The 24,814-nt window shown below is 67.1% G+C and carries 22 protein-coding genes; 14 read left to right on the top strand and 8 right to left on the bottom strand.

The window, feature by feature from the left end; all coding sequences use genetic code 11:
- Positions 1 to 27: 27 nt before the first annotated feature.
- From BIZ42_RS03035 to BIZ42_RS03015, 5 genes are all read left to right on the top strand, one after another.
- The gene (locus BIZ42_RS03035) at positions 28 to 1,344 is read left to right on the top strand and encodes a sugar ABC transporter substrate-binding protein (RefSeq protein WP_046274201.1); all 1,317 of its coding nucleotides are present in this window, start codon (positions 28 to 30) and stop codon (positions 1,342 to 1,344) included.
- Entirely contained in the window at positions 1,341 to 2,222 is an 882-nt protein-coding gene (locus BIZ42_RS03030) for a sugar ABC transporter permease (RefSeq protein WP_019182881.1), read from the top strand. Before BIZ42_RS03035 ends, BIZ42_RS03030 begins: the two co-directional genes overlap by 4 nt.
- Positions 2,219 to 3,055: a carbohydrate ABC transporter permease gene (locus tag BIZ42_RS03025; protein ID WP_019182882.1), complete on the top strand. Its 837-nt coding sequence runs from the start codon at positions 2,219 to 2,221 to the stop codon at positions 3,053 to 3,055. The genes BIZ42_RS03030 and BIZ42_RS03025 overlap by 4 nt, the downstream gene beginning before the upstream one ends.
- Positions 3,052 to 6,234: a discoidin domain-containing protein gene (locus BIZ42_RS03020; RefSeq protein ID WP_070425513.1), complete on the top strand. Its 3,183-nt coding sequence runs from the start codon at positions 3,052 to 3,054 to the stop codon at positions 6,232 to 6,234. Before BIZ42_RS03025 ends, BIZ42_RS03020 begins: the two co-directional genes overlap by 4 nt.
- 68 nt (positions 6,235 to 6,302) lie before the next feature.
- Positions 6,303 to 7,112, top strand: a complete 810-nt coding sequence (locus tag BIZ42_RS03015) for an endonuclease/exonuclease/phosphatase family protein (protein WP_237393581.1) — start codon at positions 6,303 to 6,305, stop codon at positions 7,110 to 7,112.
- A 277-nt stretch (positions 7,113 to 7,389) separates the two neighbouring features.
- Here the strand turns inward: BIZ42_RS03015 and BIZ42_RS03010 are convergent, their stop codons facing one another.
- Positions 7,390 to 10,848: an Rne/Rng family ribonuclease gene (locus BIZ42_RS03010; RefSeq protein ID WP_070425511.1), complete on the bottom strand. Its 3,459-nt coding sequence runs from the start codon at positions 10,846 to 10,848 to the stop codon at positions 7,390 to 7,392.
- A 442-nt stretch (positions 10,849 to 11,290) separates the two neighbouring features.
- Between BIZ42_RS03010 and BIZ42_RS03005 the strand changes: the two genes are divergently transcribed.
- The gene (locus BIZ42_RS03005) at positions 11,291 to 12,229 is read left to right on the top strand and encodes an RluA family pseudouridine synthase (protein WP_019182886.1); all 939 of its coding nucleotides are present in this window, start codon (positions 11,291 to 11,293) and stop codon (positions 12,227 to 12,229) included.
- A gap of 218 nt (positions 12,230 to 12,447) precedes the next feature.
- Here BIZ42_RS03005 and zupT read toward each other — a convergent pair whose 3' ends face one another.
- The 3 genes from zupT to BIZ42_RS02990 form a co-directional block, all read right to left on the bottom strand.
- Positions 12,448 to 13,257, bottom strand: a complete 810-nt coding sequence (gene zupT / locus BIZ42_RS03000; protein WP_070425510.1) for a zinc transporter ZupT — start codon at positions 13,255 to 13,257, stop codon at positions 12,448 to 12,450.
- Positions 13,258 to 13,442: 185 nt separating this feature from the next.
- A complete protein-coding gene (locus BIZ42_RS02995) occupies positions 13,443 to 13,862 on the bottom strand; it encodes an energy transducer TonB (RefSeq protein WP_019182888.1) in 420 nt (139 codons plus the stop codon).
- A 4-nt stretch (positions 13,863 to 13,866) separates the two neighbouring features.
- Entirely contained in the window at positions 13,867 to 14,208 is a 342-nt protein-coding gene (locus BIZ42_RS02990; protein ID WP_019182889.1) for a 4a-hydroxytetrahydrobiopterin dehydratase, read from the bottom strand.
- A 90-nt stretch (positions 14,209 to 14,298) separates the two neighbouring features.
- Between BIZ42_RS02990 and BIZ42_RS02985 the strand changes: the two genes are divergently transcribed.
- Complete coding sequence (locus tag BIZ42_RS02985) at positions 14,299 to 14,898, top strand: NfuA family Fe-S biogenesis protein (protein ID WP_019182890.1); 600 nt, start codon at positions 14,299 to 14,301, stop codon at positions 14,896 to 14,898.
- A gap of 9 nt (positions 14,899 to 14,907) precedes the next feature.
- A complete protein-coding gene (locus BIZ42_RS02980) occupies positions 14,908 to 16,650 on the top strand; it encodes a hypothetical protein (RefSeq protein WP_070425509.1) in 1,743 nt (580 codons plus the stop codon).
- A gap of 108 nt (positions 16,651 to 16,758) precedes the next feature.
- On the opposite strand, the gene BIZ42_RS02975 is transcribed toward BIZ42_RS02980, so the two are convergent.
- Both BIZ42_RS02975 and BIZ42_RS02970 read right to left on the bottom strand, forming a co-directional pair.
- Positions 16,759 to 17,205: a barstar family protein gene (locus BIZ42_RS02975; RefSeq protein ID WP_070425508.1), complete on the bottom strand. Its 447-nt coding sequence runs from the start codon at positions 17,203 to 17,205 to the stop codon at positions 16,759 to 16,761.
- Positions 17,202 to 17,666: a ribonuclease domain-containing protein gene (locus BIZ42_RS02970; RefSeq protein ID WP_019182894.1), complete on the bottom strand. Its 465-nt coding sequence runs from the start codon at positions 17,664 to 17,666 to the stop codon at positions 17,202 to 17,204. Before BIZ42_RS02970 ends, BIZ42_RS02975 begins: the two co-directional genes overlap by 4 nt.
- A 266-nt stretch (positions 17,667 to 17,932) precedes the next feature.
- Here BIZ42_RS02970 and BIZ42_RS02965 point away from each other — a divergent pair, with 266 nt between their 5' ends.
- The gene (locus BIZ42_RS02965; RefSeq protein ID WP_070425507.1) at positions 17,933 to 18,544 is read left to right on the top strand and encodes a superoxide dismutase; all 612 of its coding nucleotides are present in this window, start codon (positions 17,933 to 17,935) and stop codon (positions 18,542 to 18,544) included.
- Positions 18,545 to 18,624: 80 nt separating this feature from the next.
- Here the strand turns inward: BIZ42_RS02965 and BIZ42_RS02960 are convergent, their stop codons facing one another.
- Entirely contained in the window at positions 18,625 to 19,473 is an 849-nt protein-coding gene (locus tag BIZ42_RS02960) for an endonuclease/exonuclease/phosphatase family protein (protein WP_019182896.1), read from the bottom strand.
- A 177-nt stretch (positions 19,474 to 19,650) separates the two neighbouring features.
- On the opposite strand from BIZ42_RS02960, the gene BIZ42_RS02955 reads away from it, so the two are divergent.
- The gene (locus tag BIZ42_RS02955) at positions 19,651 to 21,213 is read left to right on the top strand and encodes an oligopeptide:H+ symporter (protein WP_070425506.1); all 1,563 of its coding nucleotides are present in this window, start codon (positions 19,651 to 19,653) and stop codon (positions 21,211 to 21,213) included.
- Positions 21,214 to 21,220: 7 nt separating this feature from the next.
- A complete protein-coding gene (locus tag BIZ42_RS02950; protein ID WP_019182898.1) occupies positions 21,221 to 21,844 on the top strand; it encodes a rhomboid family intramembrane serine protease in 624 nt (207 codons plus the stop codon).
- Between the two features lie 149 nt (positions 21,845 to 21,993).
- On the opposite strand, the gene BIZ42_RS02945 is transcribed toward BIZ42_RS02950, so the two are convergent.
- Positions 21,994 to 22,173 (bottom strand): hypothetical protein, encoded by a 180-nt coding sequence (locus BIZ42_RS02945; protein WP_019182899.1) that lies wholly within the window; start codon positions 22,171 to 22,173, stop codon positions 21,994 to 21,996.
- A gap of 213 nt (positions 22,174 to 22,386) precedes the next feature.
- On the opposite strand from BIZ42_RS02945, the gene BIZ42_RS02940 reads away from it, so the two are divergent.
- The 3 genes from BIZ42_RS02940 (at position 22,387) to cfa (ending at position 24,742) form a co-directional block, all read left to right on the top strand.
- Positions 22,387 to 22,689: a GNAT family N-acetyltransferase gene (locus BIZ42_RS02940; RefSeq protein WP_019182900.1), complete on the top strand. Its 303-nt coding sequence runs from the start codon at positions 22,387 to 22,389 to the stop codon at positions 22,687 to 22,689.
- A gap of 65 nt (positions 22,690 to 22,754) precedes the next feature.
- A complete protein-coding gene (locus BIZ42_RS02935) occupies positions 22,755 to 23,609 on the top strand; it encodes a DUF3298 and DUF4163 domain-containing protein (RefSeq protein ID WP_019182901.1) in 855 nt (284 codons plus the stop codon).
- A gap of 14 nt (positions 23,610 to 23,623) precedes the next feature.
- Complete coding sequence (gene cfa, locus BIZ42_RS02930; protein WP_070425505.1) at positions 23,624 to 24,742, top strand: cyclopropane fatty acyl phospholipid synthase; 1,119 nt, start codon at positions 23,624 to 23,626, stop codon at positions 24,740 to 24,742.
- The last annotated feature ends 72 nt before the right edge of the window (positions 24,743 to 24,814 follow it).

Genomic DNA, 24,814 nt, shown 5'->3' with positions numbered 1-24,814 from the left:
CCATCGTCGTCGCGCCCGAAGCTGGGGTTGAGTCTGTTGCTGCTGCTGGTCGGCAGCCTGTTGTTGAGTGCCTGCCGGAAAGAACCGGAAGGCGTGACCGTGCGTTTCTGGGCGATGGGCCGCGAGGCCGAAGTCGTCACCGGCCTGATCCGTGAGTTCGAGGCGGAAAACCCGGGTATCCATGTGGACGTGCAGAACATCCCGTGGACGGCCGCGCATGAAAAGCTGTTGACCGCGTTCGCGGCCGACGGCCTGCCGGATGTGTGCCAGCTGGGCAATACCTGGATTCCCGAATTCGCCGAGCTCAATACCCTGACCCCGCTGCAGCCCTACGTGGCGCAGTCCAAGGTGGTGGACCCGGCCGATTACTTCCAGGGCATCTGGGATACCAACGTCATCCATGACGAGCTGGTCGGCGTGCCGTGGTACGTCGATACCCGCCTGCTGTATTACCGCAAGGACATGCTCGCCAAGGCCGGCTATGACCATCCGCCGCGCACCTGGGAGGAGTGGAACGCGATGATGGCGGCGATCAAGAAGATGCAGGGCGCGAACCGCTATGCCGTGTTGATGCCGATCAACGAGTTCGAGCAGCAGCTGTCCTTCGCCCTGCAGCAGCCGGACCCGCTGCTGCGCGATGACGATACCCGCGGCAACTTCAGCAGCCCCGGCTTCCGCAGGACGCTGGGCTTCTACGAAAACATGTTCGCGCAGGGCTGGGCCCCGCGCATGTCCGAGACGCAGATCTCCAACGTCTGGGATGAATTCTTCCGTGGCTTCAACGTGTTCTACGTGTCCGGCCCCTGGAACATCCGCGAGTTCAAGAAGCTGCAGCCCAAGGCGCTGGAAGGGCAGTGGGGCACCGCTGCGCTGCCGGGCCCGGACGGCCCCGGCGCCGGCATCGCCGGTGGAACCAGCCTGGTGATCTTCCGCTCCTCGCAGCAGAAGGAAGCGTCGTGGAAGCTGATCGAGTTCCTGTCGCGCCCGGCGATCCAGGAACGCTTCCATTCCATCATCGGTGACCTGCCGCCCCGGCGCAGCACCTGGGATTACCCCTCGCTGGCCAACGACCCGTTGGCGCAGCCCTTCCGCGACCAGCTCGAGCGGGTCAAGCCCACGCCGAAGGTGCTGGAGTGGGAGCGCATCGTGCAGGAAATGCGGATCATCACCGAACAGGTGGTGCGTGGTGGCATGGATCAGGACGTGGCAGTGAAAGAACTGGACAAACGCGTGGACAAGGTCCTCGCCAAACGCCGTTGGATGCATGAGCAGCACCGGCGCGACGCCTCCGGGGTGAGCGACAAGCAGCACTCCAGCGCGGTCGCCACGGAGGCGGCGCCATGAAGCAGCGTTCGCTTGCCGGCTGGATGTTCGCCGGCCCGGCCATCCTGGTCATCGCGGTGTTCTTCGGCCTGCCGGTGTTCTCGGCACTGGCCCTGAGCATCACCGATTTCGATCTGTACGCGCTGGCCGACGGCGAGAACCTGCGCTTCGTCGGCCTGGGCAACTACATCGACCTGCTGCAGACCCCGATGTTCTGGAAGTCGCTGTGGAACACCACCTACTTCGTGATCGTCGGTGTGCCGATGTCGATCGCGGTGTCGCTGGGCGCGGCGATCCTGCTCAACGCCCCGGCCGCGCGCTTCAAGGCGCTGTTCCGCACCGCACTGTTCGCCCCGGTGGTGACCACCCTGGTGGCGGTGGCGGTGATCTGGCGCTACCTGTTCCACACCAGCTACGGCCTGGTGAACTACGGCCTGGGCCACCTGGGCATCAGCCCGATCGACTGGCTGGGCGACCCGAACTGGGCGATGCCGACCATCATGCTGTTCGCGGTGTGGAAGAACTTCGGCTACAACATGGTGATCTTCCTGGCCGGCCTGCAGGCGATCCCGCATGACCTGTACGAGGCGGCCCGGATCGACGGCGCCTCGCGCTGGAAGCAGTTCCTGCACATCACCCTGCCGATGCTCGGCCCGGTGCTGCTGGTGGTCGGCGTGATCACCGTGTCCGGCTATTTCCAGCTGTTCGCCGAGCCCTACGTGATGACCCGTGGCGACCCACTGCAGAGCACCGTCAGCGTGCTGTACTTCATGTTTGAAGAAGGCTTCAAGTGGTGGAACCTGGGCCGCGCCTCCGCGGTGGCGTTCCTGCTGTTCCTGATCATCCTGGGCGTGACCAGCATCATGCTGCGTTTCGGCCGCAAGAGGCAGTTGGTATGAGTCGTGAAATCGGTCAATCGCGCTGGCACGCCTGGTGGGTCAATGGTGGCCTGCTGGTGCTGGCCGCGCTGAGCCTGGCGCCGCTGTTGTGGATGCTGTCGGTGTCGTTCATGCCGACCGGCGAGGCGGCGCATTTCCCGCCGCCGCTGCTGCCCTCGTCGCTGACGACCGCGAACTACCATGAGTTGTTCGCGCGTACCGGCATGGCCAACAACTTCGTCAACAGCCTGATGGTGTCGCTGGCGATCACCTTCGGCTCGCTGCTGCTCAACACCATGGCCGGCTATGCCTTCGCCAAGCTGCGCTTCGCCGGCCGCGAGCGCATCTTCCAGCTGCTGCTGGCCGCGCTGGTGATCCCGGCGCAGGTGGCGATGCTGCCGCTGTTCCTGCTGATGAAGCAGCTGGGCCTGGTCAACAACTTCGGTGGCGTGATCGTGCCGGCGCTGGCGACCGTGTTCGGCATCTTCCTAGTCCGCCAGTACGCCCGTTCGATCCCGGACGAGCTGCTCGAAGCGGCCCGGATCGACGGGGCAGGGGAGCTGCGGATCTTCTTCCAGATCGTGCTGCCGATGCTCAAGCCGGTGCTGGTGACGCTGTCGATCTTCACCTTCATGGCCGCGTGGAACGATTTCATGTGGCCCTTGATCGTGTTGACCGACCAAGAGCACTACACTCTCCCGGTGGCCCTGGCCACGCTCTCGCGCGAGCACATCATGGACGTTGAGATGATGATGGCCGGCGCGGTGGTCACGGTGGTTCCGGTGCTGCTGCTGTTCCTGGCATTGCAGCGTTATTACATCCAAGGTCTGTTGCTGGGGAGTGTCAAAGGGTGAAGCATGCCGTCGTCGCGGTGGGTCTGGGTCTGGTCTGGTCACTGGCGGCCTCGGCCGCACCGCCGGCGACGCCGGTGCTGCCCGCACCCAAGGTGCTGGACAGCTTCGACGACATGACGCCCTGGAAGCTGGTCGTCTCCGACCAGGTCAGCGGCTCGCTGCGCAGCGTCGCCGGCAACGGCGGCGGGCGCGCGCTCTGCCTGGACTACGACTTCCACAACGTGTCCGGCTACGTCGGCATCCGCCGCGAGCTGGGCATCCAGTACCCGGAGAATTACCAGTTCGGCTTCCAGCTGCGCGGTGATTCCCCGGCCAACGATCTGCAGTTCAAGCTGATCGACGCCAGCGGCGACAACGTCTGGTGGGTCAACCGCCCCGGCTATGCCTTCCCCAAGGCCTGGGCACCGGTGCAGTACCGCAAGCGCCAGATCGACAAGGCCTGGGGGCCGGAAACGGACCCGACGCTCAAGCGCAGCGCCGCGATCGAGTTCACCATCTACAGCAAGGTCGGCGGCAAGGGCACGGTCTGTTTCGACCGGCTCACGCTGCAGGGACTGCCGGCGGCCGATACCTCTTCGCTGAGCCCATCGGTGATCGCCGATACCGCCACCGCGCTGCAGAACCGCATCGTCGATGGCAAGCCGGACACGGTCTGGATCAGCGGCGGCGTGGCCGAGCAGACCATCACCCTGGACCTGCACAAGGTGCGTGAGTTCGGCGGGGCGGTGATCGAGTGGCTGCCCGGGCTGGAGGCCACGCGGTATGAAGTGCGCTCCTCGGCCGACGGGCGCAGCTGGGACACGCGCCGCGAGGTGACCGCCGGCGGCGGTGGCCGCGACTGGCTGGCGCTGCCGGATACCGAGGCGCGCTATCTGCGCTTCGACCTCAAGGGCGGCCCGAGCTGGCGCTACGGCATCCGTGACATCACGCTCAAGCCGCTCGAGTTCGCCGATACCCCGAATGATTTCGTCCGCTCGGTGGGCGCCGACCTGCCGCGCGGTTCGGTGCCGCGTGGCTTCACCGGTGAACAGCCGTACTGGACGCTGCTGGGCTTGGATGGCGGTCGCGAACAGGCCCTGATCGGCGAAGACGGTGCGCTGGAAGTGGCCAAGTCCAGCTTCAGCGTGGAGCCGTTCGTGCTGGTGGACAACAAGCTGCTGAGCTGGGCCGACGTCAAGACGAGCCAGTCGCTGCAGGATGATTACCTGCCGATCGCCAATGTCGGCTGGACCCACGACAAGGCCGGCCTGCAGGTCACCGGCTTCGTGCAGGGCACCCCGGACAATGCGCAGCTGGTCGGGCGTTACACCCTGCGCAACCCGGACAAGGTCGCCCACGAGTACACCCTGGCCCTGGCGGTGCGCCCGTGGCAGGTCAACCCGCCGACCCAGTTCCTCAACACCGTTGGCGGTGTGAGCCGGATCGACAACCTGTCGGTCGACCCGACCCATGTGGACGTCAACGGCAAGCCGCGCCTGTATCCGGCGCAGGCGCCGGATGCGGCCTTCGCCACCGCCTTCGACAGCAAGCTGGACGTGGTCCACCTGGCCAGCGGCAAGCTGCCGGGCACCACCGAAGTGAAGGACGGCACCGGCCTGGCCTCGGGCGCGCTGCTGTATCGCTGGAAGCTGGAGCCCGGCCAGAGCCGGGAGGTCGCCATCGTGCTGCCGCAGACCGGCAACTGGACGATGCCCAAGGTCTTTGATGCCGCCAAGGCGCAACAGCAGGTCGCCTCGATGTGGCGGACCAAGCTGGACCAGGTGACGCTGCAGGTGCCGGCCGCCGGCAAGCCGCTGGCCGATACCCTGCGCACCGCGCTGGCGCACATGCTGATCTCGCGGATCGGGCCGAGCATCCAGCCGGGCACGCGCTCGTACTCGCGCAGCTGGATCCGCGACGGCGCGATGATTTCCGAGGGCCTGCTGCGCATGGGCCGTAGTGATGCGGTGCGCCAGTACGTGAACTGGTACGCGCCGTACCAGTTCGACAACGGCAAGGTGCCGTGCTGCGTGGACTCGCGCGGCAGCGATCCGGTGCCGGAGAACGACAGCCACGGCGAGTTGATCTTCAACATCGCCGAATACTGGCGCTACACCGGCGACACCACCTTCCTGGAAGTGATGTGGCCGCACGTGCAGGGCGCCTACCAGTACATGGAGCAGCTGCGCCTGAGCGAGCGCACCGAGGAAAACCGCGCCCGCACCCCGGCCTTCTACGGAATGATGCCGGTCTCGATCAGCCACGAAGGCTATTCGGCCAAGCCGATGCATTCCTACTGGGACAACTTCTGGGCGCTGCGTGGCTACAAGGACGCCGCGATCATCGCCAGCACCCTGGGCAAGGCCGAGGCAATGCAGATCAGCGAGTCGCGCGATCAGTTCCGTGACGACCTGCAGGCCTCGTTGCTGGCAGCGACCGCGCAGCACAGCATCGACTACCTGCCCGGTTCGGCCGAGCTGGGCGATTTCGACGCGACCTCGACCACCATCGCACTGGCCCCGGCCGGTGAGCAGGGGCGCCTGCCGCAGCCGTACTTGAACAACACCTTCGAGCGCTACTGGAGCGAGTTCGAAGCGCGTCGTGATGGCAAGCGCGAGTGGAAGGACTACACCCCGTACGAGTGGCGCAACGTGGCTGCGTTCGTGCGCCTGGGCTGGCGCGACCGCGCCTGGCAGGCGACCGAGTTCTTCTTCAAGGACCGCGCGCCGCAGCCCTGGAACCAGTGGGCCGAAGTGGTCTCGCGCACGCCGCGCAAGCCGTTCTTCCTGGGCGACCTGCCCCACGCCTGGGTGGCCTCGGACTTCGTGCGCTCCGCGCTGGACATGTTCGCCTACAGCCGCGACATCGACGACAGCCTGGTGCTGGCCGCCGGGGTGCCGTCGCGTTGGCTGGAAGGCAAGGGCGTCGGCGTGCAGGGCCTGCGCACGCCGAACGGTCAGCTCAACTACGCACTGGTCCGCAATGACAAGCAGCTCACCCTGACCGTGTCGGCCGGCCTGATTCCGCCCGCCGGTGGCGTGGTGTTGCCATGGCCGTACAGCGGCGAGCCGGGCGCCACCACCATCAACGGTGAGCCAGCGCAATGGGTGGGCGGCGAGCTGCGGGTGATGCAGGTGCCGGCCAAGGTCGAGATCGAGATTCCGGCATCGGTACGCCGGGCGGAACGCAAGGCACCGTAATGCGGCAGATGATGAGGATGAGGCGCGGCCTGCTGGCCGCCGTGCTGGCGTTCGCGCCGGTGGTCGCGATGGCGCAGGCCGCAGGGGCAGGGGCCGGGCAGGAGATGACCATGGTCACCTTCAACCTGCACCACGACCGGGAAAACTGGCCGGCCCGCCGCCAGGTGATCCTGCGGGAGCTGCAGGCCCTGCAGCCCGATGCGATCGCGTTGCAGGAGGTGATCCAGAAGCCCCATGTGCGCAACCAGGCCGCGTGGCTGGCGCGCAAGCTGGGCTATGAGTACCAGTTCGTTTCCACCGATCCGCCGGGGCGTTTCAAGCGCTATGGCAATGCACTGCTGACCCGGCGCCCGGTGCTGACGCGCAACGACCACCTGCTGGCACCGATCAACGACTACCGCACCGTGGCGCATCTGCGCATCGATGTGGACGGTCGGCCGGTCAACGTCTATGCCACGCACTTGAACGAGCGCTCGGACGAGGTGGGCAGCCGCATCCGCGGCGAGCAGGTGGCCGATCTGCTGACGTTCATCGCGCAGACCGCAGGTGATGCGCCGGTGGTCGTGGCCGGGGACTTCAATGCGCTGGTGGATGCAGGCGATCTGAGCGAGCTGCGCAATCACTACGGCGACAGCTACGGCAGCGTGCACGTCAACAACGAGCTGGCCCAGGTCAGCACGCTCAACCGCCATTACTACGATGCACCATCGCGCATCGACCATATCTTCTTCCAGCAGGATCGCCTGCTTGCCCGCGAAGCGAAGCTCCTGTTCGATCAGCCGTACGCCGATGGCCGCTGGGCCTCGGATCACTACGGCGTGTGGACCCGGCTGCAGTTCGCGCCGGGTACCGGCAACGCTGGCGCGACGACGCCCTGAGGCGCGCGCCGCGTCGCCGGTGATGGTGTAGTGCGCTACCGGTTGCCTCCACGGATGACGTGGATCTGCCCTTGATGCGACCGATCCGGGATCCACGCATGGCGTGGATCTACCCTTGCTGCATCCCGCGGCCTGTGTAGATCCACGCCGTGCGTGGATACGCTCAACGCCGCCATCATGACTGCCTGACCCGCGCCGCTGGCTCCGCCATCCAACCGCCCAAACGCAGACAGCGGCCCGAAGGCCGCTGTCTGTTTGTTGCGTCACTCACCCAGGATCAGAGCGTGTCTTTCTTTTCCTGGTCGGCCTTGTCGCCTTCGTCGGCCTGCGGGGCATCGGTGGGGATGTCCTCGCGGGCCTCGGCCTGGGCGGCCTGTTCGGCGGCATTGGTGGTGGCCGGGGTTTCGCTGGCGGTCGCACCGAACAGCTGGCCGTTATGCACGACCGGGCCGGCCGGGGCCGATTCGGTGCGTGCCGGCGGCGCTGCCGGCTGTGCCGGGGCCTGGGTCGCATCGACGGCATCCAGCATGCTGGTCTGCACCGGTGCGGCGGTCGGCTCCTTCACTTCTTCCGGGGCGGTCTCGACGACCGGGGCCGACGGAGCAGCGACCGGAGCCGGAGCTGCCGGAGCAGCCACCGGAGCCGGAGCCGCCGGAGCAACCACCGGGGCCGGAGCCACCGGAGCAGCGACCGGGGCCGGAGCTGCCGGAACCGGAGCCGCCGGAGCAGCCACCGGAGCCGGAGCCGCCGGAACCGGAGCCGCCGGAGCAGCCACCGGAGCCGGAGCCACCGGAGCAGCCACCGGTTCAACCACACGCGGTGCTTCCACCGGTGCAGCCGGCTGCGCAGCGGCCGGGGTCGGCTTCGGGCTTTCCACGAACGGCACCGGGTCGTTGTAGGAGGCCGGGGCCTTCTCGGCGACCGGTTCGGCTGCCGGGGCAGTGGCCTTTTCAACGACCGGGGTCGGTGCCTTTTCGGCGACCGGTGCTGCCACCGGCGCCGGGGTCGGCTCGGTGTGGCCCGCCGTCACGACCGGGCTGCTGACCACCGCCGCCGGAGCGGCAGCGGCGACAGCGGCTGCCGGCGCCGGGCGCGGGGCCTGGACCTGGGCAGGGGCAGCGGCCGGCGCGTTGCCGGATTCGTCGTCGAACTCGAACTCCGGCTGCGGCTGACCATGGTTGGCGACCTGGCGCTCGGCCGGGGCGGCGGTGTCGCCGTCCTGATCGCCATCCTGATCGTCGCCCTCGTCATCCAGACCGTTCTCGTCACCATTGAGGCCATCGCTGCCGGCGGCCTGCTCACCGTTGCCACGACGACGACGACGGCCACCGCGACGACCGCGACGACGACGCGAAGCGCCTTCGCCGGTACCGTCTTCGGCGTTGGCCGGGGCGTCACCCTGTTCGGTGGCCTCGCTCACTGCAGCCTGCGCGTCCTCGGCCACAACGGCCTTGGTCGCGTCCTGCGCGTGGGCAGCCGATGCAGCAGCATCGGTGGCGACCACGGCAGCGGCGGCGATCACCGCGGCATCGGCGGCGACCGGGGCAGCGGTGGTCGGCTTGGGTGCATCGGCCTGCGGCTGGCGCGCGGGCTTTTCGCTCACGGCCGGCTTGTCGCCGTCATTCTGCTGGGGCTTGGCCTGGCCGTTCTGGCCCTGCTTCTGCTTCAGCTTCGGCTGCTGCTGGTCATTGCGCGCTTCATTGCGCGGCTTGGCCGGCTGCTGCTCGTTGCGCGGCTTGCCCTGGCTGGGCGCCTGCACCTGTGCTGCGTTGCCATTGGCCGGTGCGGCGGTGTCCTGGCGGCGCTCGTCACGACGCTCGCCCTTCGGGCCGCGCTCGCCACGCTCACCACGGTCTTTGCCACGGCCCTGCGCCTGCGCATTGCCGTTACCGCCGCGCTCACCACGCTCATCGCGGCGGCCGTTGCGGTCCTTGCCGTTGCGGTCCTTGTTGCGACCGTTGCGGTTGCCGTCCTGGCCCGGGCGGCTGCTCGGCTGCGGTGCGGCGGCCGGGGCCGGTTCGCCACCGAAGATGCGCTTGAGCCAACCCACCACGCCGGTGGCGGCCGGGGCGGCCACGGGGGCGGCGACCGGGGCCGGTGCGGCCACCGGTTCCGGGGCTTCACGCACCGGGGCCGGCTGGCTGTGCTTGACCTGGGTCACCACCGGGGCGACCGGGATGTTCAGCTGGGCCTTGGTCAGTGCATGCACCGGCAGCTTGCGCGGGGTGCCGCGCTGGTAGCTCGGCTTGCCGCTCTCTTCGCCCAGCTCGTTCTCGCGCAGGCGGGTCACTTCGTAATGCGGGGTGTGCAGCTGCTCATCGGCCACGATCACGATCGGCGCGTCATGGCGCTGCTCGATCTCACGCAGCGCGCTGCGCTTTTCGTTGAGCAGGTAGTTGGCGATCTCGACCGGGGCCTGGACCAGCACCTGCCCGGTGTTCTCCTTCATCGCATGCTCTTCAGCCACGCGGATGATGGACAGCGACAGCGACTCGACGCTGCGCATGCGGCCATGGCCATCGCAACGCGGGCAGACGATCTGGCTGGATTCGCCCAGGCTCGGGCGCAGGCGCTGGCGGCTCATTTCCATCAGGCCGAAGCGCGAAATGCGGCCCAGCTGCACGCGCGCACGGTCGTACTTGAGCGCGTTCTGCAGGCGGTTCTCGACTTCGCGCTGGTGCTTGTTGGAGGCCATGTCGATGAAATCGATGACCACCAGGCCGCCCAGGTCGCGCAGGCGCAGCTGGCGGGCCACTTCTTCAGCCGCTTCCAGGTTGGTCTGGAAGGCGGTGTCCTCGATGTCGCTGCCCTTGGTGGCGCGCGAGGAGTTCACGTCGATGGCGGTCAGCGCTTCGGTCTGGTCGACCACGATCGAGCCGCCGGACGGCAGGCGGACATTGCGCTCATACGCGCCTTCGATCTGCGATTCGATCTGGAAGCGGTTGAACAGCGGGATGTCGTCCTTGTAATGCTTGAGCTTGCGCAGGGTCTGCGGCATCACCTGCTGCATGAACTCCTGGGCGGTCTCGTACAGCTCCTCGGTGTCCACCAGGATCTCGCCGACATCAGCGCGCAGGTAGTCACGCAGGGCGCGCACGATCAGGCGCGATTCCTGGTAGATCAGGAACGATGCCGGCTTGGTCAGTGCCGCTTCGGCGATCGACTTCCAGACCTGCAGCAGGTAATCCAGATCCCACTGCAGTTCTTCGGCATCGCGGCCGACGCCGGCGGTGCGGATGATCACGCCCATGTCGTCGGGGATGTTCAGCTTGTCCAGCGCGTCTTTCAGCGCGGCACGGTCTTCGCCCTCGATGCGACGCGAGACGCCACCGGCGCTCGGCGAGTTCGGCATCAGGACCATGTAGCGGCCAGCCAGCGAGATGAACGTGGTCAGGGCAGCGCCCTTGTTGCCGCGCTCTTCCTTGTCCACCTGGACCACGACTTCCTGGCCTTCACGCAGCAGCTCGCGGATGCCGGCCTTGTTGTGGTCGACGCCAGCCTGGAAGTAATCGCGGGAGATTTCCTTCAGCGGCAGGAAGCCATGGCGCTCACCGCCGTACTCGACGAAGGCCGCTTCCAGTGAAGGCTCAAGGCGCGTGATGCGGCCTTTGTAGATGTTCGACTTCTTCTGTTCCTTGGACGGCTGTTCGATGTCGATGTCGTACAGCGTCTGGCCATCCACGATGGCTACCCGCAGCTCTTCAGCCTGCGTGGCATTGATCAGCATTCGCTTCATTCTTGCGTTCCTCGCGCGCTGCTACCGCGCGGAACGCCATGGGGTTTCGCTTCTGGTCACGCTTCACCGCCCATCGCGCATGCGCGGGGAGGGCGGTTTGGGTTTCCAGCGCTACGACACCACGGCAGGCCGCGGGAGCGCTTCATTTGTTTTGGTTTGGGTGTAACTGGGCCGGAGGCAGCTTTCAGCCAGGCTGGAGCGCCACAGGGACATGTTCAGCGCGAATGTGTGTCAGACATCCGGCGATGGCCGGGACCGCCGGTGAGCCGCTAACATGGCCGCCCCGGGGGCGGTGGCTGCGCACTGTGCCGGAATCGCGGGAAGTCGGGCTTCTGGCCCAGAGCAACTTCCAACGAAATCAATCCCTTATCTCGCCCGCCGAGTGTAACAGAATAAAAGGCCAATGACCGTTACCGAGCCCACCCCCAAAGCCGCTGAAGCCATGACCAGCGTACGTATCATCACTGTTCCGGCCGACCGTGCCGGGCAACGCCTGGACAACTTCCTGCTCGGCCAGCTCAAGGGTGCACCGCGCAGCCTGATCTACAAGCTCGTGCGAAGTGGTCAGGTCCGCGTCAATGGCGGCCGCGCCAAGGCCGAGCGCAAGCTGGAGGGCGGCGACGAAGTCCGGGTGCCGCCCGTCCGTCTCAACGAAGAGGGCGACAAGGCGGGGCCGCCGGCCGCGTTCATGAAGCGGCTGGAAGATGCCATCGTGTTCGAAGACGATCGGCTGCTGGCGCTGAACAAGCCGTCGGGCGTGGCCAGTCACGGCGGCAGCGGCATCAGTTTCGGCGCCATCGAAACCCTGCGCGCACTGCGGCCGGGCAAGACCCTGGAGCTGGTCCATCGTCTGGACCGGGATACCTCCGGCCTGCTGATCGTGGCCAAGAAGCGCTCGGCCCTGAGCGAGCTGCAGGCGCTGCTGCGTGAAGACCACGGCGCCGGCATCCGCAAGCGCTACCTGACGCTGCTGGCCGGCCGCATGCCCGATGGCACCATGACCGTGGACGCCCCGCTGCACGTGGGCCTGCGCCAAGGTGGCGAGCGCCACGTGCAGGTCAATCCGATCGGCAAGGAGTCGATCAGCCACTTCAAGGTGCTGGAGCGCAAGGGCGGCCATTCGTACTGCGAAGTGCGGATCGAAACCGGCCGGACCCACCAGATCCGCGTGCATGCCCAGCATCTGGGTCATCCGGTGGCCGGTGACGACAAATACGGCGATCCGGACGTCAACAAGCGGCTTCGTGAGCAGATCGGCCTGAAACGCCTGTTCCTGCACGCGGCCTCGCTGGAGTTCGCGCTGGATGCGGGCAAGACCCCTTATCTGATCAATGCGCCGCTGGCCGAGGAGCTGGTCGAGGTGTTGAACCGGCTCAAATAAGGCGGTCAAAGCCGCGCCGAACGGAGGGTAGTGCCGGCCGCTGGCCGGCTCTGCACGATCTCGACCGACAAGGGTAGTGCCGGCCGCTGGCCGGCTCTGCACAATCACGACCGACAAGGGAAGCGCCGGCCAGCGGCCGGCACTACCCGGCGGTGGGGCCCTGCGCCGACGTTACCCGGTTGAAAGGACCCGGAGTTGCCGGGATAGAGCGCCTCGCATCACCACTTGAACAGCACCAGGCTGATCGCCAGGCTGCCCATGCCGGCCACCAGGCCGTACACGGTCTCGTGGCCCTTGGCGTAGCGCTTGGCCGCCGGCAGCAGTTCGTCCAGGGCCAGGAACACCATCACGCCCGAGATGATCCCGAATACCCAGCCGAAGGTGGCATGGTTGAGCACCCCGGACAGGGCGACATAGCCGATCGCCGCACCGATCGGCTCGGCCAGCCCGGACAGCAGGCTGGCGCCGAACGCATAGAACTTGTTCTGGGTGGCGAAATACACCGGCACCGCGATCGCGATGCCCTCGGGGATGTTGTGGATGGCGATGGCGAAGGCCAGCGGCATGCCGACCGAGGGGCTCTCCAGGGTGGCGAAGAACGTCGCCAGCCCCTCGGGGAAGTTGTGCGCGGTGATCGCCACGGCGGTCAGCAGGCCGACCCGCTTGATGTAGGCCTTGTTGTTGTCGCGGAACAGCGGGTCCTGCTTGTCCAGGCTCTCGTGCGGGTTCGGGATCAGGTGGTCGATCACCACGATCAGCAGCACGCCGACCAGGAAGGCCGCGGTGCCGTAGGCGAAGCCCAGTCGGGCGTCATAGGCCTGGGTGAATGAATCGATGGCCTTGTTGAGGATCTCCGTCAGCGAGACGAAGACCATCGCGCCACCGGCAAACGCCAGCCCGAACGCCAGCAGGCGCGGGTTGGGGCGGCGCGAGAACAGCACCATCAGGCTGCCCAGCGCGGTGGCCAGGCCGGCGGCCAGGGTGACCGCCAGGGCGATCCATACGTTTTCAGTGGAAATATCAGGCATCCGCCAACGCGTCCTTGTACGAGAAAAGTGCGCCGTGCGGTCCCCACCTCCCAACCGGGCCGCTGAAATGCGGTGCTCCGTGAGGGCGGTGTTCACCGGGCGCGTGGCGACGCGTCGATCCGACGGGCGCCTTGACGATCCATGATGCGCGGTTTGCGGCGGCTGACCTCAACACCCTGCGGCGATCAGCCGCCGCGACGCAGCCGTTCTTCGATCGCGAAGCACTCGTCCGGCTTGGGTTGCGGCGGATTGAAGCTGACCGGTACCTGGATCGTGGTCGAGACCGTCTGCCCGGCACGGGTGCCCGCCTTGAACTGCCAGGCCTGGACCGCCTTCTGCGCCTGCTCGTCGAGCTGGGCGTTGCCGCTGCCACTGGCGAGCTGGACCTGACTGGGCTGGCCGTCGGCGGCGATGGTGACCTTGAAGGTACTGGTGCCGCCGATCCCCTGGCAGGCCAGTTCGATGGGGTACTCCGGCGGTGGCGTCTTGACCGCGGCGACCTCGGTGGGCGCAGCGACCGGGGCGGCCGGTTGTTCGGGCGTCTTGTTGCAGCCGGCCAGGGCTGCCACGGCAAGGCTGGACAGCACGATGTACTGCAGTTTCATGGGCTTACTCCGTCAGGGCCGAGGCTTTCGCCGCGCAGATGAAGTCGTTTTCGCTCAGGCCACCCACATCATGGGTGGAGAATCGCACCACGGCGCGGTCGTAATGCACGCCCAGGTCCGGGTGGTGGTCTTCGCGATGGGCAACCCAGGCCAGGGCGTTCACGAAGGCCATGGTGCCGTGGTAGTTGTCGAAGCGGAAGGTGCGGGTCAGCGCCTGGCCGGCCTCGGCCAGCTCCCATCCGGGAATCTGGGCCAGCAGCTCGGTGACCCGGGCGGTGCCGAGCTTGTGGTCGCTGCCTTTGCGCGGCACGCAATGGGCCTGCGCCAGCGGAATCAGGTCGGCCATGGGTTCCTCCACATCTGGATGACTGAACAATGCGCGGTCGGGTGTATAAACCGAATGAGCGCATAACAAGGGATTGGCTAGAATAGCCCGATGATCCAGATATCCGACACTGCCCAATCCTATTTCCGCAAGCTGATCGAGCGTGAGGCCGTGCCCGGCATGGGTGTGCGCCTTACCGCCGTCGATGCGGGTACCCCGCGCGCCGATGCCCGCCTGGAGTTCGCCGATCCCGGCGAGCTGCTCGGTGATGAGTGGGCGGTGGACTGCGATGGCTTCACCCTCTACGTGGCCGCCACCAGCGTGGCCTGGCTTGATGGCGCCGAGATCGATTTCGTCACCAACGCCACCGGCAGCCAGCAGCTGACCATCAAGGCGCCGAAGATCAAAGGCGAGGCGCCGACGGAAGGTTCTTCCCTGGTCGAGCGGGTGCGCTGGGTGGTGGAGAACGAAGTCAATCCGCAGCTGGCCTCGCATGGCGGCAAGGTCGCAGTGCAGGAAGTCTCGGCCGAGGGCGTGGTGCTGCTGCGCTTCGGCGGCGGCTGCCAGGGCTGCGGCATGGCCGACGTCACGCTCAAGCAGGGCATCGAAAAGACCTTGATGGGACGTGTGCCCGGCATCACCGCGGTGCGCGACGCGACCGACCACGAGAGTGGCGACGCGCCGTACATTCCCCGCGGCACGGCTGCCTGATCGCGCTGCGTGCCACTGCGCCGGGCTGACGACATCCTCGATTGGCTGCTGGCTCGCCAGCCGGACAAGCGCATTCTCGAAAAAACCACGGGCCTCCCCTATGGGTGGGGCCTGTGGCTGCGCGCGTTGTCGCCATTGCCGCGGCCGTTCCGGCCCAGCGAAGTACTTGCCGAACTGGCCCAGCGTGAGCCGATGCCCGCGGGTGGGCGCCTGCCCGAACTGAGTTTCATCCAGGCGATGCGCCGGCTGCTCTGGCAGGGCTGGGACCCGGCCCCGCGCGATCAGCGTTGGATGCGCTGGACCTCGGCGCTGATCAGCGCGCTGCTGCATCTGATGTTCGCGCTGTTGTTGCTGTGGGTGGCCTTGATCCGCCCGCCAAGCGAGCCCGAACAGGGCGGCGAGAGCGGGCGCGTGCAGGTGGAGTTCGTCGGCCGCGGCACCCCGCAGCAGGAGCAAGGGGCGTCACCGGCCGCTGCCGAGCCGGCCACGGCGGACGCGGCGATCGCTGCGGCGATGGCCAATGCGCAGGCGATGGCGCAGGCCGAGGCGGATGCGCGCACAGCATCGGCCCCGCAGCCGACCGCGGCGCCGGCACCGCCAAGCGAGCCACAACCGGCGCCACCGGCGCCCGCGACGCCGGCGGTGGAGCAGCCCGTCCAGGCGACCGAGGTGGCCCAGGCCACGACCGATTTCGTGGTGCCGCCGACCAGCGTGCCGCGCACCGAAGTACGGGTGATGACGCGCGAGCCGCAGGACATCGCGGTGCGTGAGCGCACCGTGGTCACGGTGGAAGCGCCGACGCCGCGTACCACCGTGCCGGCCCCGCGCACGGCCGAACCGCAATTGCGCACGCCCGAGCTGACCGTGCAGGAGCGGCAGGTCACGGTGGTCCAAGCCCCGACCCCCACCGTGGCCATTGCCGGGCCCCGGGTGGAGGCCACCGTGCCGCAACGTGAGGTGCAGGTGCGCGAACGCGAGATCCGGCCGGTGACCGCGCCGGCGGTGAACGTGGCCACGCTGCCCACGCGCGAGGTGGCCGTACCGGGCCGATCGCCTGAGGTCGCCGTGCGCGAACGCGCGGTGCCCAACGCCGCACCGCGTCCGGCACCGCCATCACCGGCCGCGGCGAGCAGTACGGCGACGGCGCCGGCGGCCGCCAATGCCAGCACGGCGGCCAGCACGTCCACGGCGCCGGCCGCGACCCGCGCCCCGGCGAGCCCATCCAAGGCACCGCCCGGCAGCTGGACCACGCCCAACCGGTCCGATGACTGGGGCGCGGCCAATCATCCGCAGGACGCCGATCTCAATGGCCGTGCCGTCAGTGCGACCCAGGGCAATGGCAGCAGTCTGTTCAAGGCCGATGGCAGTGTGCGCGTTCCCGGCCAGGAGGGTCACGGCAACAGCGAGCGGGGCGCACCGGGCGGCGAGAAAGATGGCTGGAGCAAAGAGCGCATCGCGCAGTCCGGCACCTGGCTCAAGCGCCCGCCGTACGACTACACCCCGACCTCGTTCGACAAATACTGGGCGCCCAACGAATCGTTGCTGGCCGAATGGGTCCGCAAGGGCATCAAGGCGGTGGAGATTCCGATACCTGGCACGAGCTCGTCGATTTCCTGCGTGATCTCCGTGCTGCAGTTCGGCGGCGGCTGTGGCTTGAGCGATCCGAACATGCAGGACCAGCCAGCCATCGCGCGTCCGCCGCCGGACATCCCGTTCAAGAAGGAACTGCAGGAAGACAAAGGCAGCCGATGAGGCGCGGCCTCGGCGGCGGCTAGAGCCACGCCATGCGTGGCTGGGTTTCGGCCGGGTGTCACGGCGCCTCGCAGCCACGCATGGCGTGACTCTACCGGATGCTGGGCGTTACGGTGCGGGGTCCGCGTCCGGTTCCACGTCCGCGTCCTGCAGCGCGACGAACGCCCAGAACGGCACGTTGCTCTCGCCCCAGTAGCGGCTGGCTTCGTCCAGCACATCCAGCAGCGTGTCGAACTCCGCGCCCGCCTCGCTGCGCAGCGCATCGGCGTCGTTGAAGAACAGGGCATAGCCATTGGCCGGCAGCCACGCCAGGTCACGCAGGTTGTCGGTCAGTGCATCCCAGTTGCCGCCAAAGCCGGTCGGGAAGTCCAGGCGGGCGGCCAGCCGCATCAGCAAAGTGCGCTTGTCCTCGCAGCCGGCCAGGTCGATCTGGATCACACGCAGGCCGGCATCGCGCATCGCCGCCGACAACGGGGCGACATCATCGTTGCCGATCGCATAGATGCCGGCGTTGTTGATGTCGTGCAGGCCCAACTCGAATCCGTCATGCGTCATTGCCAGCTCCCGGCAGGTGGAACGTCGAAACTGCGGAACGTTTCATAGTGATCATCGGTATAGAACCAGCCAGTAGGGGGTGTGCCGCCGGTGACAATGCGCCGTGCGCCGCGATTGCCTGCGCCGGGCGTGTCCACCGTGTATTCGTGGTAATAGCCGCGCGGCCGCTGCGGCAGCCGCTGTTCGCGGTTGCTGAAGATGCTGCCGTCCTGCCGGTGCGGGAACGGGCCGCCACGCTGGATCAGCGCGATGGTGTCGCGCGCTTCGGCCGGCAGGAACGGGGGCAGGGGATCGCGCGTCGTCCGGCTCGATGACGTCGGTGCAGGGGCGGCCGGCGCGCTGTCGGGCTGGGTCAGCGATGGCGCGAACTGCGGCGCGGGCGGGCGCTGGGCCAGCTTGATGGCGGCCAGGCCTCCCACCAGCAGCACGATGGCGATCAACAACAACAGCGGCTTGCGCATGAGGGGCCAGCGAAGAGGGGCGAGGCCACTACTCTACTGCGATCGTCGCCCGGCACGGTGAGGCCCAGCCGAACAGGCATGCTGCACCGCGGGGCCTGCGCCGCAGCGGCGTACACCGTCACTGTCGCGTAACGCGCCCGACACGCCATCGACCACGCAGGACGAAGTTTCCTTTACATCGCCCTTGGTAAGCTTGTCGGCCATCCCCATCATCGACTCCGCAACGCCCGGTCTTTGCCGGGTGAGTGAGCTACCAGGAGAACCACATGGCCTATACCCTCCCCAAGCTGTCCTACGCCTACGACGCGCTCGAGCCGCATATCGACGCAGCGACGATGGAAATCCACCACACCAAGCATCACCAGACGTACATCAACAACGTCAACGCTGCGCTGGAAGGCACCGAATATGCCGACCTGCCGGTGGAAGAGCTGGTCAAGAAGACCAAGTCGCTGCCGGAAAACCTGCAGGGCGTCGTGCGCAACAACGGCGGCGGCCATGCCAACCACACTCTGTTCTGGACCGTGATGTCGCCCAACGGCGGCGGCGCTCCGGTCGGTGACGTCGCCAAGGCGATCGATTCGCAGCTGGGCGGTGTCGAGAAGTTCAAAGAGGGCTTCACCAAGGCCGCGCTGACCCGCTTCGGCAGCGGCTGGGCCTGGCTGAGCGTCACCCCGGACAAGAAGGTCGTGGTGGAAAGCAGCGCCAACCAGGACAGCCCGCTGATGGACGGCAACACGCCGATCCTGGCCCTGGACGTGTGGGAACACGCGTACTACCTGAAGTACCAGAACCGTCGCCCGGAATACATCGGCGCGTTCTTCAACGTCGTCGACTGGAACGAAGTCGAGCGTCGTTACCAGGAAGCCATCGCCTGATCGGCACGGTCACCTGAAACACCAACGGCCAGGCAGTGATGCCTGGCCGTTTTTCGTTGCGCCCCCGCAAACGGTGCCGGTCAGGGCGCGCTGGTGCTTTCCGGCGTCTGCAGGCGCAGGGTAGCCATGGTGCCCAGCCGCATCGCCGCAGCGTCGCCCTCGCTGGCCGGCAGCTTGATGCTGTCCTGGCGGATGCCGCCGAAGTGCTTCACCTGGAACAGCACGTCCAGGCCGTGGCCCCGTGCCGCGCCGGCCAGCGACGGCGGATCCACGCGTTCGCCGGGGTTCTTGCGGGCCGGCTGGAAGCCCGGGGTACTTCCCACCAGCTCGGTGATCTCGGCCGAGAAGTCGCCGGCGATCAGCGAAGGCAGGCCGTCGGCGGTCGCGCCGATCCAGGTCATCAGATCGGTGGTCTGGTGCCGGCGGATCTGCGCGTCGTCCGGTTCCGGGCGCAGCCGGGCCACGTAGATGTTGATCAGTTCCTCGCGCAGCTTGACCCGCAGCATCCCGGCCGCGCTGAACTGCCCCGGCGGGTGCAGCAGGGTGACGGCGTCATCGGTCACCGGCAGCCGGGTCAGCATGGCGCTGCCGTGGCGCAGCGGCTGGCTGGGCGGATCGGCAGTGACGAAATCGCAGCTGTAGCGCAGCCGGCTGGCCAGCCAGCAGGCGGGGTTGCGGCCCTGGGTCTGCAGCACCCGCTGCACCGCGATCACGTCCGGCTGCATCGACTCCAGCAGCTGCAGCACCTGGTCACGCCGCTGTTGCCATTGGGCATCGTCCTGGGTCGGCAGTTCCAGCGTAGCGATCTTCAGCGAGGGCAGGGCGTCCTCGGCCTGGCGCGCGTGCGCGCCGGCGGCGGGCGCGGCCAGCAACAGCAGCAGGATCCAGCCTGTCCAACCTCGGGTCCCACCGGTGATGTGCGTGCGCATAACGATAAGTTTACGCTTTCGCCGTCGAGGATCCGTGACACGGGTGCCATCGCGCGGATGGGATTCCCGCCCGCCTGCCATGTCCGGTGGCCCCTGTCATGCAGCTGTGCAGCGTGCGCTGGGGTAGGGGCTTCCGGTAATCTTGGTCCTTTCGTGTTCGCAGGACAGCCCCACAGGATGAGCAATATCGCAGCCGCCAGCGCCGGCAAAGGAAAGATGCCGCGCCAGATTCCCTACATCATCGGCAATGAGGCCTGCGAACGCTTCAGCTTCTATGGGATGCGCAACATCCTGGTGCAGTTCCTGATCACCTCGCTGCTGTTGCAGGAGATCACGGCCGATGGCCGGGCCGGCGAGGCCAAGGACATCATGCACAGCTTCATGATCGGCGTGTATTTCTTCCCGCTGCTCGGTGGCTGGCTGGCCGACAAATTCTTCGGCAAGTACCACACCATCCTGTGGTTCAGCCTGATCTACTGCGCCGGCCACGCCTGCCTGGCCATCTTCGAAGACAGCCGCCAGGGTTTCTTCGTCGGCCTGGGCCTGATCGCGCTGGGTGCCGGCGGCATCAAGCCGCTGGTGGCCTCGTTCATGGGCGACCAGTTCGACCAGAGCAACAAACACCTGGCCAAGGTCGTGTTCGACGCCTTCTACTGGATCATCAACTTCGGCTCGCTGTTCGCCTCGCTGCTGATTCCGCTGGCGCTGAAGAACCTGGGTCCGTCGTGGGCCTTCGGCATCCCGGGCATCCTGATGTTCGTGGCCACCTTCGTGTTCTGGATGGGCCGCAAGCGCTACGTGCTGGTGCCGCTGCCGCCGAAGGACCCGCATTCGTTCGGCAACGTGGTGCGCACGGCGCTCTCGGCGCACGCGCCGGGCAAGGGGCGGCCGGGCCGTACCCTGGCCATTCTGGGCGCGGTGCTGGCCGTGGCCTCGATGGGGCTGGTGGGCAGCCTGGGCATCGTGATCTGCCTGTGCATCGCGCTGGTCCTGCTGCTGGCCGGTATCGGCGGTGGCACCTGGATGCAGCTGGACCGCGCCCGGGCGGTGCACCCGGCCGAGGCCGTGGAGGGCGTGCGTTCGGTACTGCGCGTGCTGGTGATCTTCGCGCTGACCACCCCGTTCTTCTCGCTGTTCGACCAGAAGGCCTCGACCTGGGTCCTGCAGGGCCAGCAGATGGCGATGCCGAGCTGGTTCACCGCCTCGCAGATGCAGGCGCTGAACCCGCTGCTGGTGATGATCCTGATCCCGTTCAACAACCTGGTGCTGTACCCGATGCTGCGCCGCTTCGGCTTCGAGCCGACCGCGCTGCGCCGGATGACCGCCGGCATCGCCTTCAGCGGCCTGGCCTGGATCGTGGTCGGCGGTATCCAGGTGATGATGGATGGTGGCAACGTCATGTCCATCTTCTGGCAAATGCTGCCGTACGCGCTGCTGACCTTCGGTGAAGTGCTGGTCTCGGCCACCGGCCTGGAGTTCGCCTACAGCCAGGCGCCGCAGGCGATGAAGGGCGTGGTGATGAGCTTCTGGAACCTGACCACCACCATCGGCAACCTGTGGGTGCTGCTGTCCAACGCGGCGGTGCGCAACGACACGGTGACCCACCAGATCGCCAGTACCGGCTTGAGCGAGGCGGCGTTCCTGATGTTCTTCTTCGCCGGCTTTGCGTTCCTGGCGGCGTTGGCCTTCGGTTGGTATGCCAAGCGCTATCGTATGGTCGACAACTACCGCACCGCCTGAGCCTGACATGACCCCAGTCAACCTGCTGCTGATCGCCATCACCGTCATCGTGTCGTGGATGGCGTTCAAGAACCGCGCGCTGGCCGACCGCCTGATCCTGTGGCCGCCGGCAGTGGACCGCAACCGTCAGTACGATCGCCTGATCACCTACGGGTTCATCCACGCCGATCTGTCCCACCTGGCGTTCAACATGATCACGCTGTTCTTCTTCGGCGGCTTCATCGAACAGGTGATGCTGCAGTTGAGCGGCAGCTACCTGACCTATCCGGCGTTCTACCTGGGTGCGTTGCTGGTCTCGATCCTGCCCAGCTACCTGAAGAACCAGAAGAATCCGAACTACCTCAGCCTGGGGGCATCGGGCGCGGTCTCGGCAGTGCTGTTCGCCTTCATCCTGATCAAGCCGTGGTCGATCATCCTGGTGCTGTTCATTCCGGCCCCGGCGATCATCTATGCGGTGTTCTACGTGGGCTACAGCATCTGGATGGACCGCCGTGGCGGCGACCGCATCAACCACAGCGCGCACCTGGCCGGTGCGGCCTTCGGCGTGCTGTTCATGCTGGCCATGCAGCCGAGCATCTTCAGCCACTTCCTGCGTGAGCTGAGCAACCCGACCTTCCGCCTCGGCGGTTGATTCGGCGCGTACCGACCAACGGTCGGTACCTACGTCGTCGCGCTGGGGGGCGGGTGTACCGACCCACGGTCGGTACCTACCGACGGTGGGTCGATGCGTCGTCGCGTCGGGGGGGAGCTCACGACCGTTGGTCGTGAGCCCGGCAACCGTCAGGCGGCTTTCTTGCCGTCCACGCCATAGGTGCTGAGCAGCCGGGCGTAGACCTCGTGGTTGATCTGGTCGAATTCCCAGCCCTGGGTCTGGCCGTTCACGGCCAGCTGGAACAGGCCCTCGAGCAGGGAGCTGTCGGCATCGCCGTGGGCGGCGGGGGCAGGTGCGGTGTTGTCCATGCGGACCTCCGGAAGAGCGGGTGCGTGCAGGCAGGTCTTCGCAAAAGCCATGCCAGCTTTTACGCCCTGTCCGGATCCGATATCGGCGTGGCGGCTCCAGCCTTTAGGGCCGGATGTGACGCGCCACGTCGCTGCTTGCCCCTGTTCAGGCTTCACGCGATCATGGCGGCCGGCTGCGCACTATCGCTGCAGTCGCCGCAGGAGACACCGCTCATGGCTTCGGTCACGCCGCCCGGACTGGCTTACGAGGTGGAGCACGATCTGGCCCATCACCGGTTCCAGGCCCGGGTCAAAGGGCATCTGGCGCTGCTGGATTACCAGATCAAGCGCAAGCGGATGATCATCACCCACACCGAGGTGCCCGAGCCGATCGCCGGCCGCGGCGTGGCCGGTGAGTTGACCAAGGTGGCGCTGCGCTACGCGCGCGAACACAGATTCAAGGTAGTGCCTGCCTGCGCGTACGCTGAAGCGTTCCTGCAGCGGCACGAGGAGTACGACGACCTGCTGGTCCGATGAGGGCAGCGGGTCATGCCTCAGGGATGGCTGATCATGATGGTGGGTTACAACAAGGGGATTTCAGGATGAACATCGCAGGAAACCGTTGCGCGCTGCGCACCAGCGCGTTGGCCTTGGCTATGGGCTTGGTGGTGGTGGCAGGCTGCAAGCGCGACGGTGACGCACAGGCGCCGGTGGCAGCGGCCGATACCGCCGCCGAACCGGCTGCACCGACGGCGACGCCGGATGCGCCGGTCGAGCTGCGCGACGTGATCGAGACCTCGCCGCAGGCGGTGGTCGGGATTACCTATCCGCCGGACATCGCGCGGTATCCGGGCCTGGCCAAGACGCTGGGCAGCTATGCCGACAGCGCCCGGGCCGAGCTGCAGCAGGCGCTGGACGGGCTGGGCAACGACAAGCCGACCATGCCCTACGAGCTCTCGCTGACCTTCGAGAAGGTGCTGGAGACGCCGCAGCTGGTGGTGGTGACCGCCGATGGCAGCCGTTACACCGGTGGCGCCCACGGTGAGCCGCTGGTGGCACGCTTCGTATGGCTGCCGGAGCAGCAGCAGATGCTGACCGCCGACAAGCTGGTGGCCGATGCCAAGGGCTGGAAGGCGATCAGCGACTACGTGGCCGACCAGCTGCGCGAACGCGTGGCCACGCGCCTGAGCGGCGATGAGATGGAGCCTGCGCAGATGCAGGAATCCCTGCGCAACGCCAGCCGGATGATCGCCGATGGCACCGGGCCCAGCGCGGACAACTTCAGCCAGTTCCAGCCGCTGACCGGTTCCGACGGACGCATCTCTGCGATACGCTTCGTGTTCCCGCCCTACCAGGTAGGGCCGTACTCGGACGGCACGCAGACCGTGGACGTCCCGGCCGCCGTGCTGGTGCCGCACGTGGGTCAGGATGTCGCGGGGTTGTTCGCCCGGGGCTGATCGACGGAGGCGATGTGGACGCTGGGCTGCAACGACGGGTCACGGGGTTGCTGCACGAAGCGGGGGTCACCGTTGACGGTGACCAGCCGCAGGACATCACGGTGCACGACCCGCGCTTCTATGCACGGGTCATGGCCCAGGGCTCGCTGGGCCTGGGCGAGAGTTACATGGAGGGGCAGTGGGATGCCCGCGCGCTGGACGACTTCCTCTTTCATCTGATGCAGGCGCATCTGGACGAACGCGTGCACGGCTGGCGCGATCTGGCCGATGCGATCAAGGCGCGGGTGTTCAATCTGCAGGCCGGCGCCGGCAGTTTCGAGGTCGGCCGTCGCCATTACGACCTGGGCAATGATCTGTACGAGGCGATGCTCGGCCAGCGGCTGGTCTACAGCTGCGGTTACTGGCGCGAAGCTGCGGACCTGGACACGGCGCAGGAGGCCAAGCTCGATCTGATCTGCCGCAAGCTGGGCCTGCGCCCCGGCCAGCGCATTCTGGATATCGGCTGCGGGTGGGGCGAGGCGCTGAAGTTCGCGGCCGAGCGCTATGGCGTCTCCGGCGTCGGCGTGACGATCTCGCAGGAGCAGGCGGACTATGCGCGGCAGTTGTGCGCGGGGTTGCCGGTGGAGATACGGTTGCAGGACTACCACGACGTGGAGGAGTCCTTCGACGCGATCCTGTCGGTGGGGATGTTCGAGCACGTGGGCGACAAGAACTATCGCGGGTACTTCGAGCTGGCGCGGCGCTGCCTGCGGCCGGAAGGATTGTTCCTGCTGCATTCGATCGGGAGCAATCTGTCGCGGCATCGCACCGACCCGTGGATCGCAAAGTACATCTTCCCGAACTCGATGCTGCCCTCGGCGGCGCAGGTGACCGACGCGTTCGAAGGGGTGTTCGTGCTGGAGGACTGGCACAACTTCGGCACCGATTACGACCGGACCCTGCAGGCGTGGCGGGCCAACATCGAGGCGGCGTGGCCGCGCCTGGATGCGCAGCGGTATGACGAACGGTTCCGCCGGATGTGGCGGTTCTATCTGGCCGGTTCGATGGCGAGTTTCCGCTGCCGGCATGCACAGTTGTGGCAGCTGGTGTTGTCGCCCAATGGCGTGCCTGGAGGCTACGTAGCGCCACGGTGAGATGAGCTGGCGGCACAAAAAAAACGCCCGGCGGTGCCGGGCGTTTTTCGTTGTGCACGTCGTTGAGGCGGA

Origin of the sequence: Stenotrophomonas sp. LM091 (assembly GCF_001806305.1) — a bacterium.
Lineage (GTDB): Bacteria > Pseudomonadota > Gammaproteobacteria > Xanthomonadales > Xanthomonadaceae > Stenotrophomonas > Stenotrophomonas bentonitica_A.
The sequence above is the reverse complement of the archived record's forward strand: the minus strand, read 5'-3'. Positions and strand labels throughout refer to the sequence as shown.

What these genes read in the sequence shown, in the direction of transcription:
- BIZ42_RS02935 (WP_019182901.1), top strand. Translation starts at nt 22,755, where the DNA reads ATGAACATCGCAGGAAACCGTTGCGCGCTGCGCACCAGCGCGTTGGCC.
- BIZ42_RS03010 (WP_070425511.1), bottom strand. Translation starts at nt 10,848, where the DNA reads ATGAAGCGAATGCTGATCAATGCCACGCAGGCTGAAGAGCTGCGGGTA.
- BIZ42_RS02985 (WP_019182890.1), top strand. Translation starts at nt 14,299, where the DNA reads ATGATCCAGATATCCGACACTGCCCAATCCTATTTCCGCAAGCTGATC.
- BIZ42_RS02970 (WP_019182894.1), bottom strand. Translation starts at nt 17,666, where the DNA reads ATGCGCAAGCCGCTGTTGTTGTTGATCGCCATCGTGCTGCTGGTGGGA.
- zupT (WP_070425510.1), bottom strand. Translation starts at nt 13,257, where the DNA reads ATGCCTGATATTTCCACTGAAAACGTATGGATCGCCCTGGCGGTCACC.
- BIZ42_RS02955 (WP_070425506.1), top strand. Translation starts at nt 19,651, where the DNA reads ATGAGCAATATCGCAGCCGCCAGCGCCGGCAAAGGAAAGATGCCGCGC.
- BIZ42_RS03005 (WP_019182886.1), top strand. Translation starts at nt 11,291, where the DNA reads ATGACCAGCGTACGTATCATCACTGTTCCGGCCGACCGTGCCGGGCAA.
- BIZ42_RS02960 (WP_019182896.1), bottom strand. Translation starts at nt 19,473, where the DNA reads ATGCGCACGCACATCACCGGTGGGACCCGAGGTTGGACAGGCTGGATC.
- BIZ42_RS03015 (WP_237393581.1), top strand. Translation starts at nt 6,303, where the DNA reads ATGGCGCAGGCCGCAGGGGCAGGGGCCGGGCAGGAGATGACCATGGTC.
- BIZ42_RS02975 (WP_070425508.1), bottom strand. Translation starts at nt 17,205, where the DNA reads ATGACGCATGACGGATTCGAGTTGGGCCTGCACGACATCAACAACGCC.
- BIZ42_RS03025 (WP_019182882.1), top strand. Translation starts at nt 2,219, where the DNA reads ATGAGTCGTGAAATCGGTCAATCGCGCTGGCACGCCTGGTGGGTCAAT.
- BIZ42_RS03030 (WP_019182881.1), top strand. Translation starts at nt 1,341, where the DNA reads ATGAAGCAGCGTTCGCTTGCCGGCTGGATGTTCGCCGGCCCGGCCATC.
- BIZ42_RS02945 (WP_019182899.1), bottom strand. Translation starts at nt 22,173, where the DNA reads ATGGACAACACCGCACCTGCCCCCGCCGCCCACGGCGATGCCGACAGC.
- BIZ42_RS02995 (WP_019182888.1), bottom strand. Translation starts at nt 13,862, where the DNA reads ATGAAACTGCAGTACATCGTGCTGTCCAGCCTTGCCGTGGCAGCCCTG.
- BIZ42_RS02965 (WP_070425507.1), top strand. Translation starts at nt 17,933, where the DNA reads ATGGCCTATACCCTCCCCAAGCTGTCCTACGCCTACGACGCGCTCGAG.
- BIZ42_RS02940 (WP_019182900.1), top strand. Translation starts at nt 22,387, where the DNA reads ATGGCTTCGGTCACGCCGCCCGGACTGGCTTACGAGGTGGAGCACGAT.
- BIZ42_RS02990 (WP_019182889.1), bottom strand. Translation starts at nt 14,208, where the DNA reads ATGGCCGACCTGATTCCGCTGGCGCAGGCCCATTGCGTGCCGCGCAAA.
- BIZ42_RS02950 (WP_019182898.1), top strand. Translation starts at nt 21,221, where the DNA reads ATGACCCCAGTCAACCTGCTGCTGATCGCCATCACCGTCATCGTGTCG.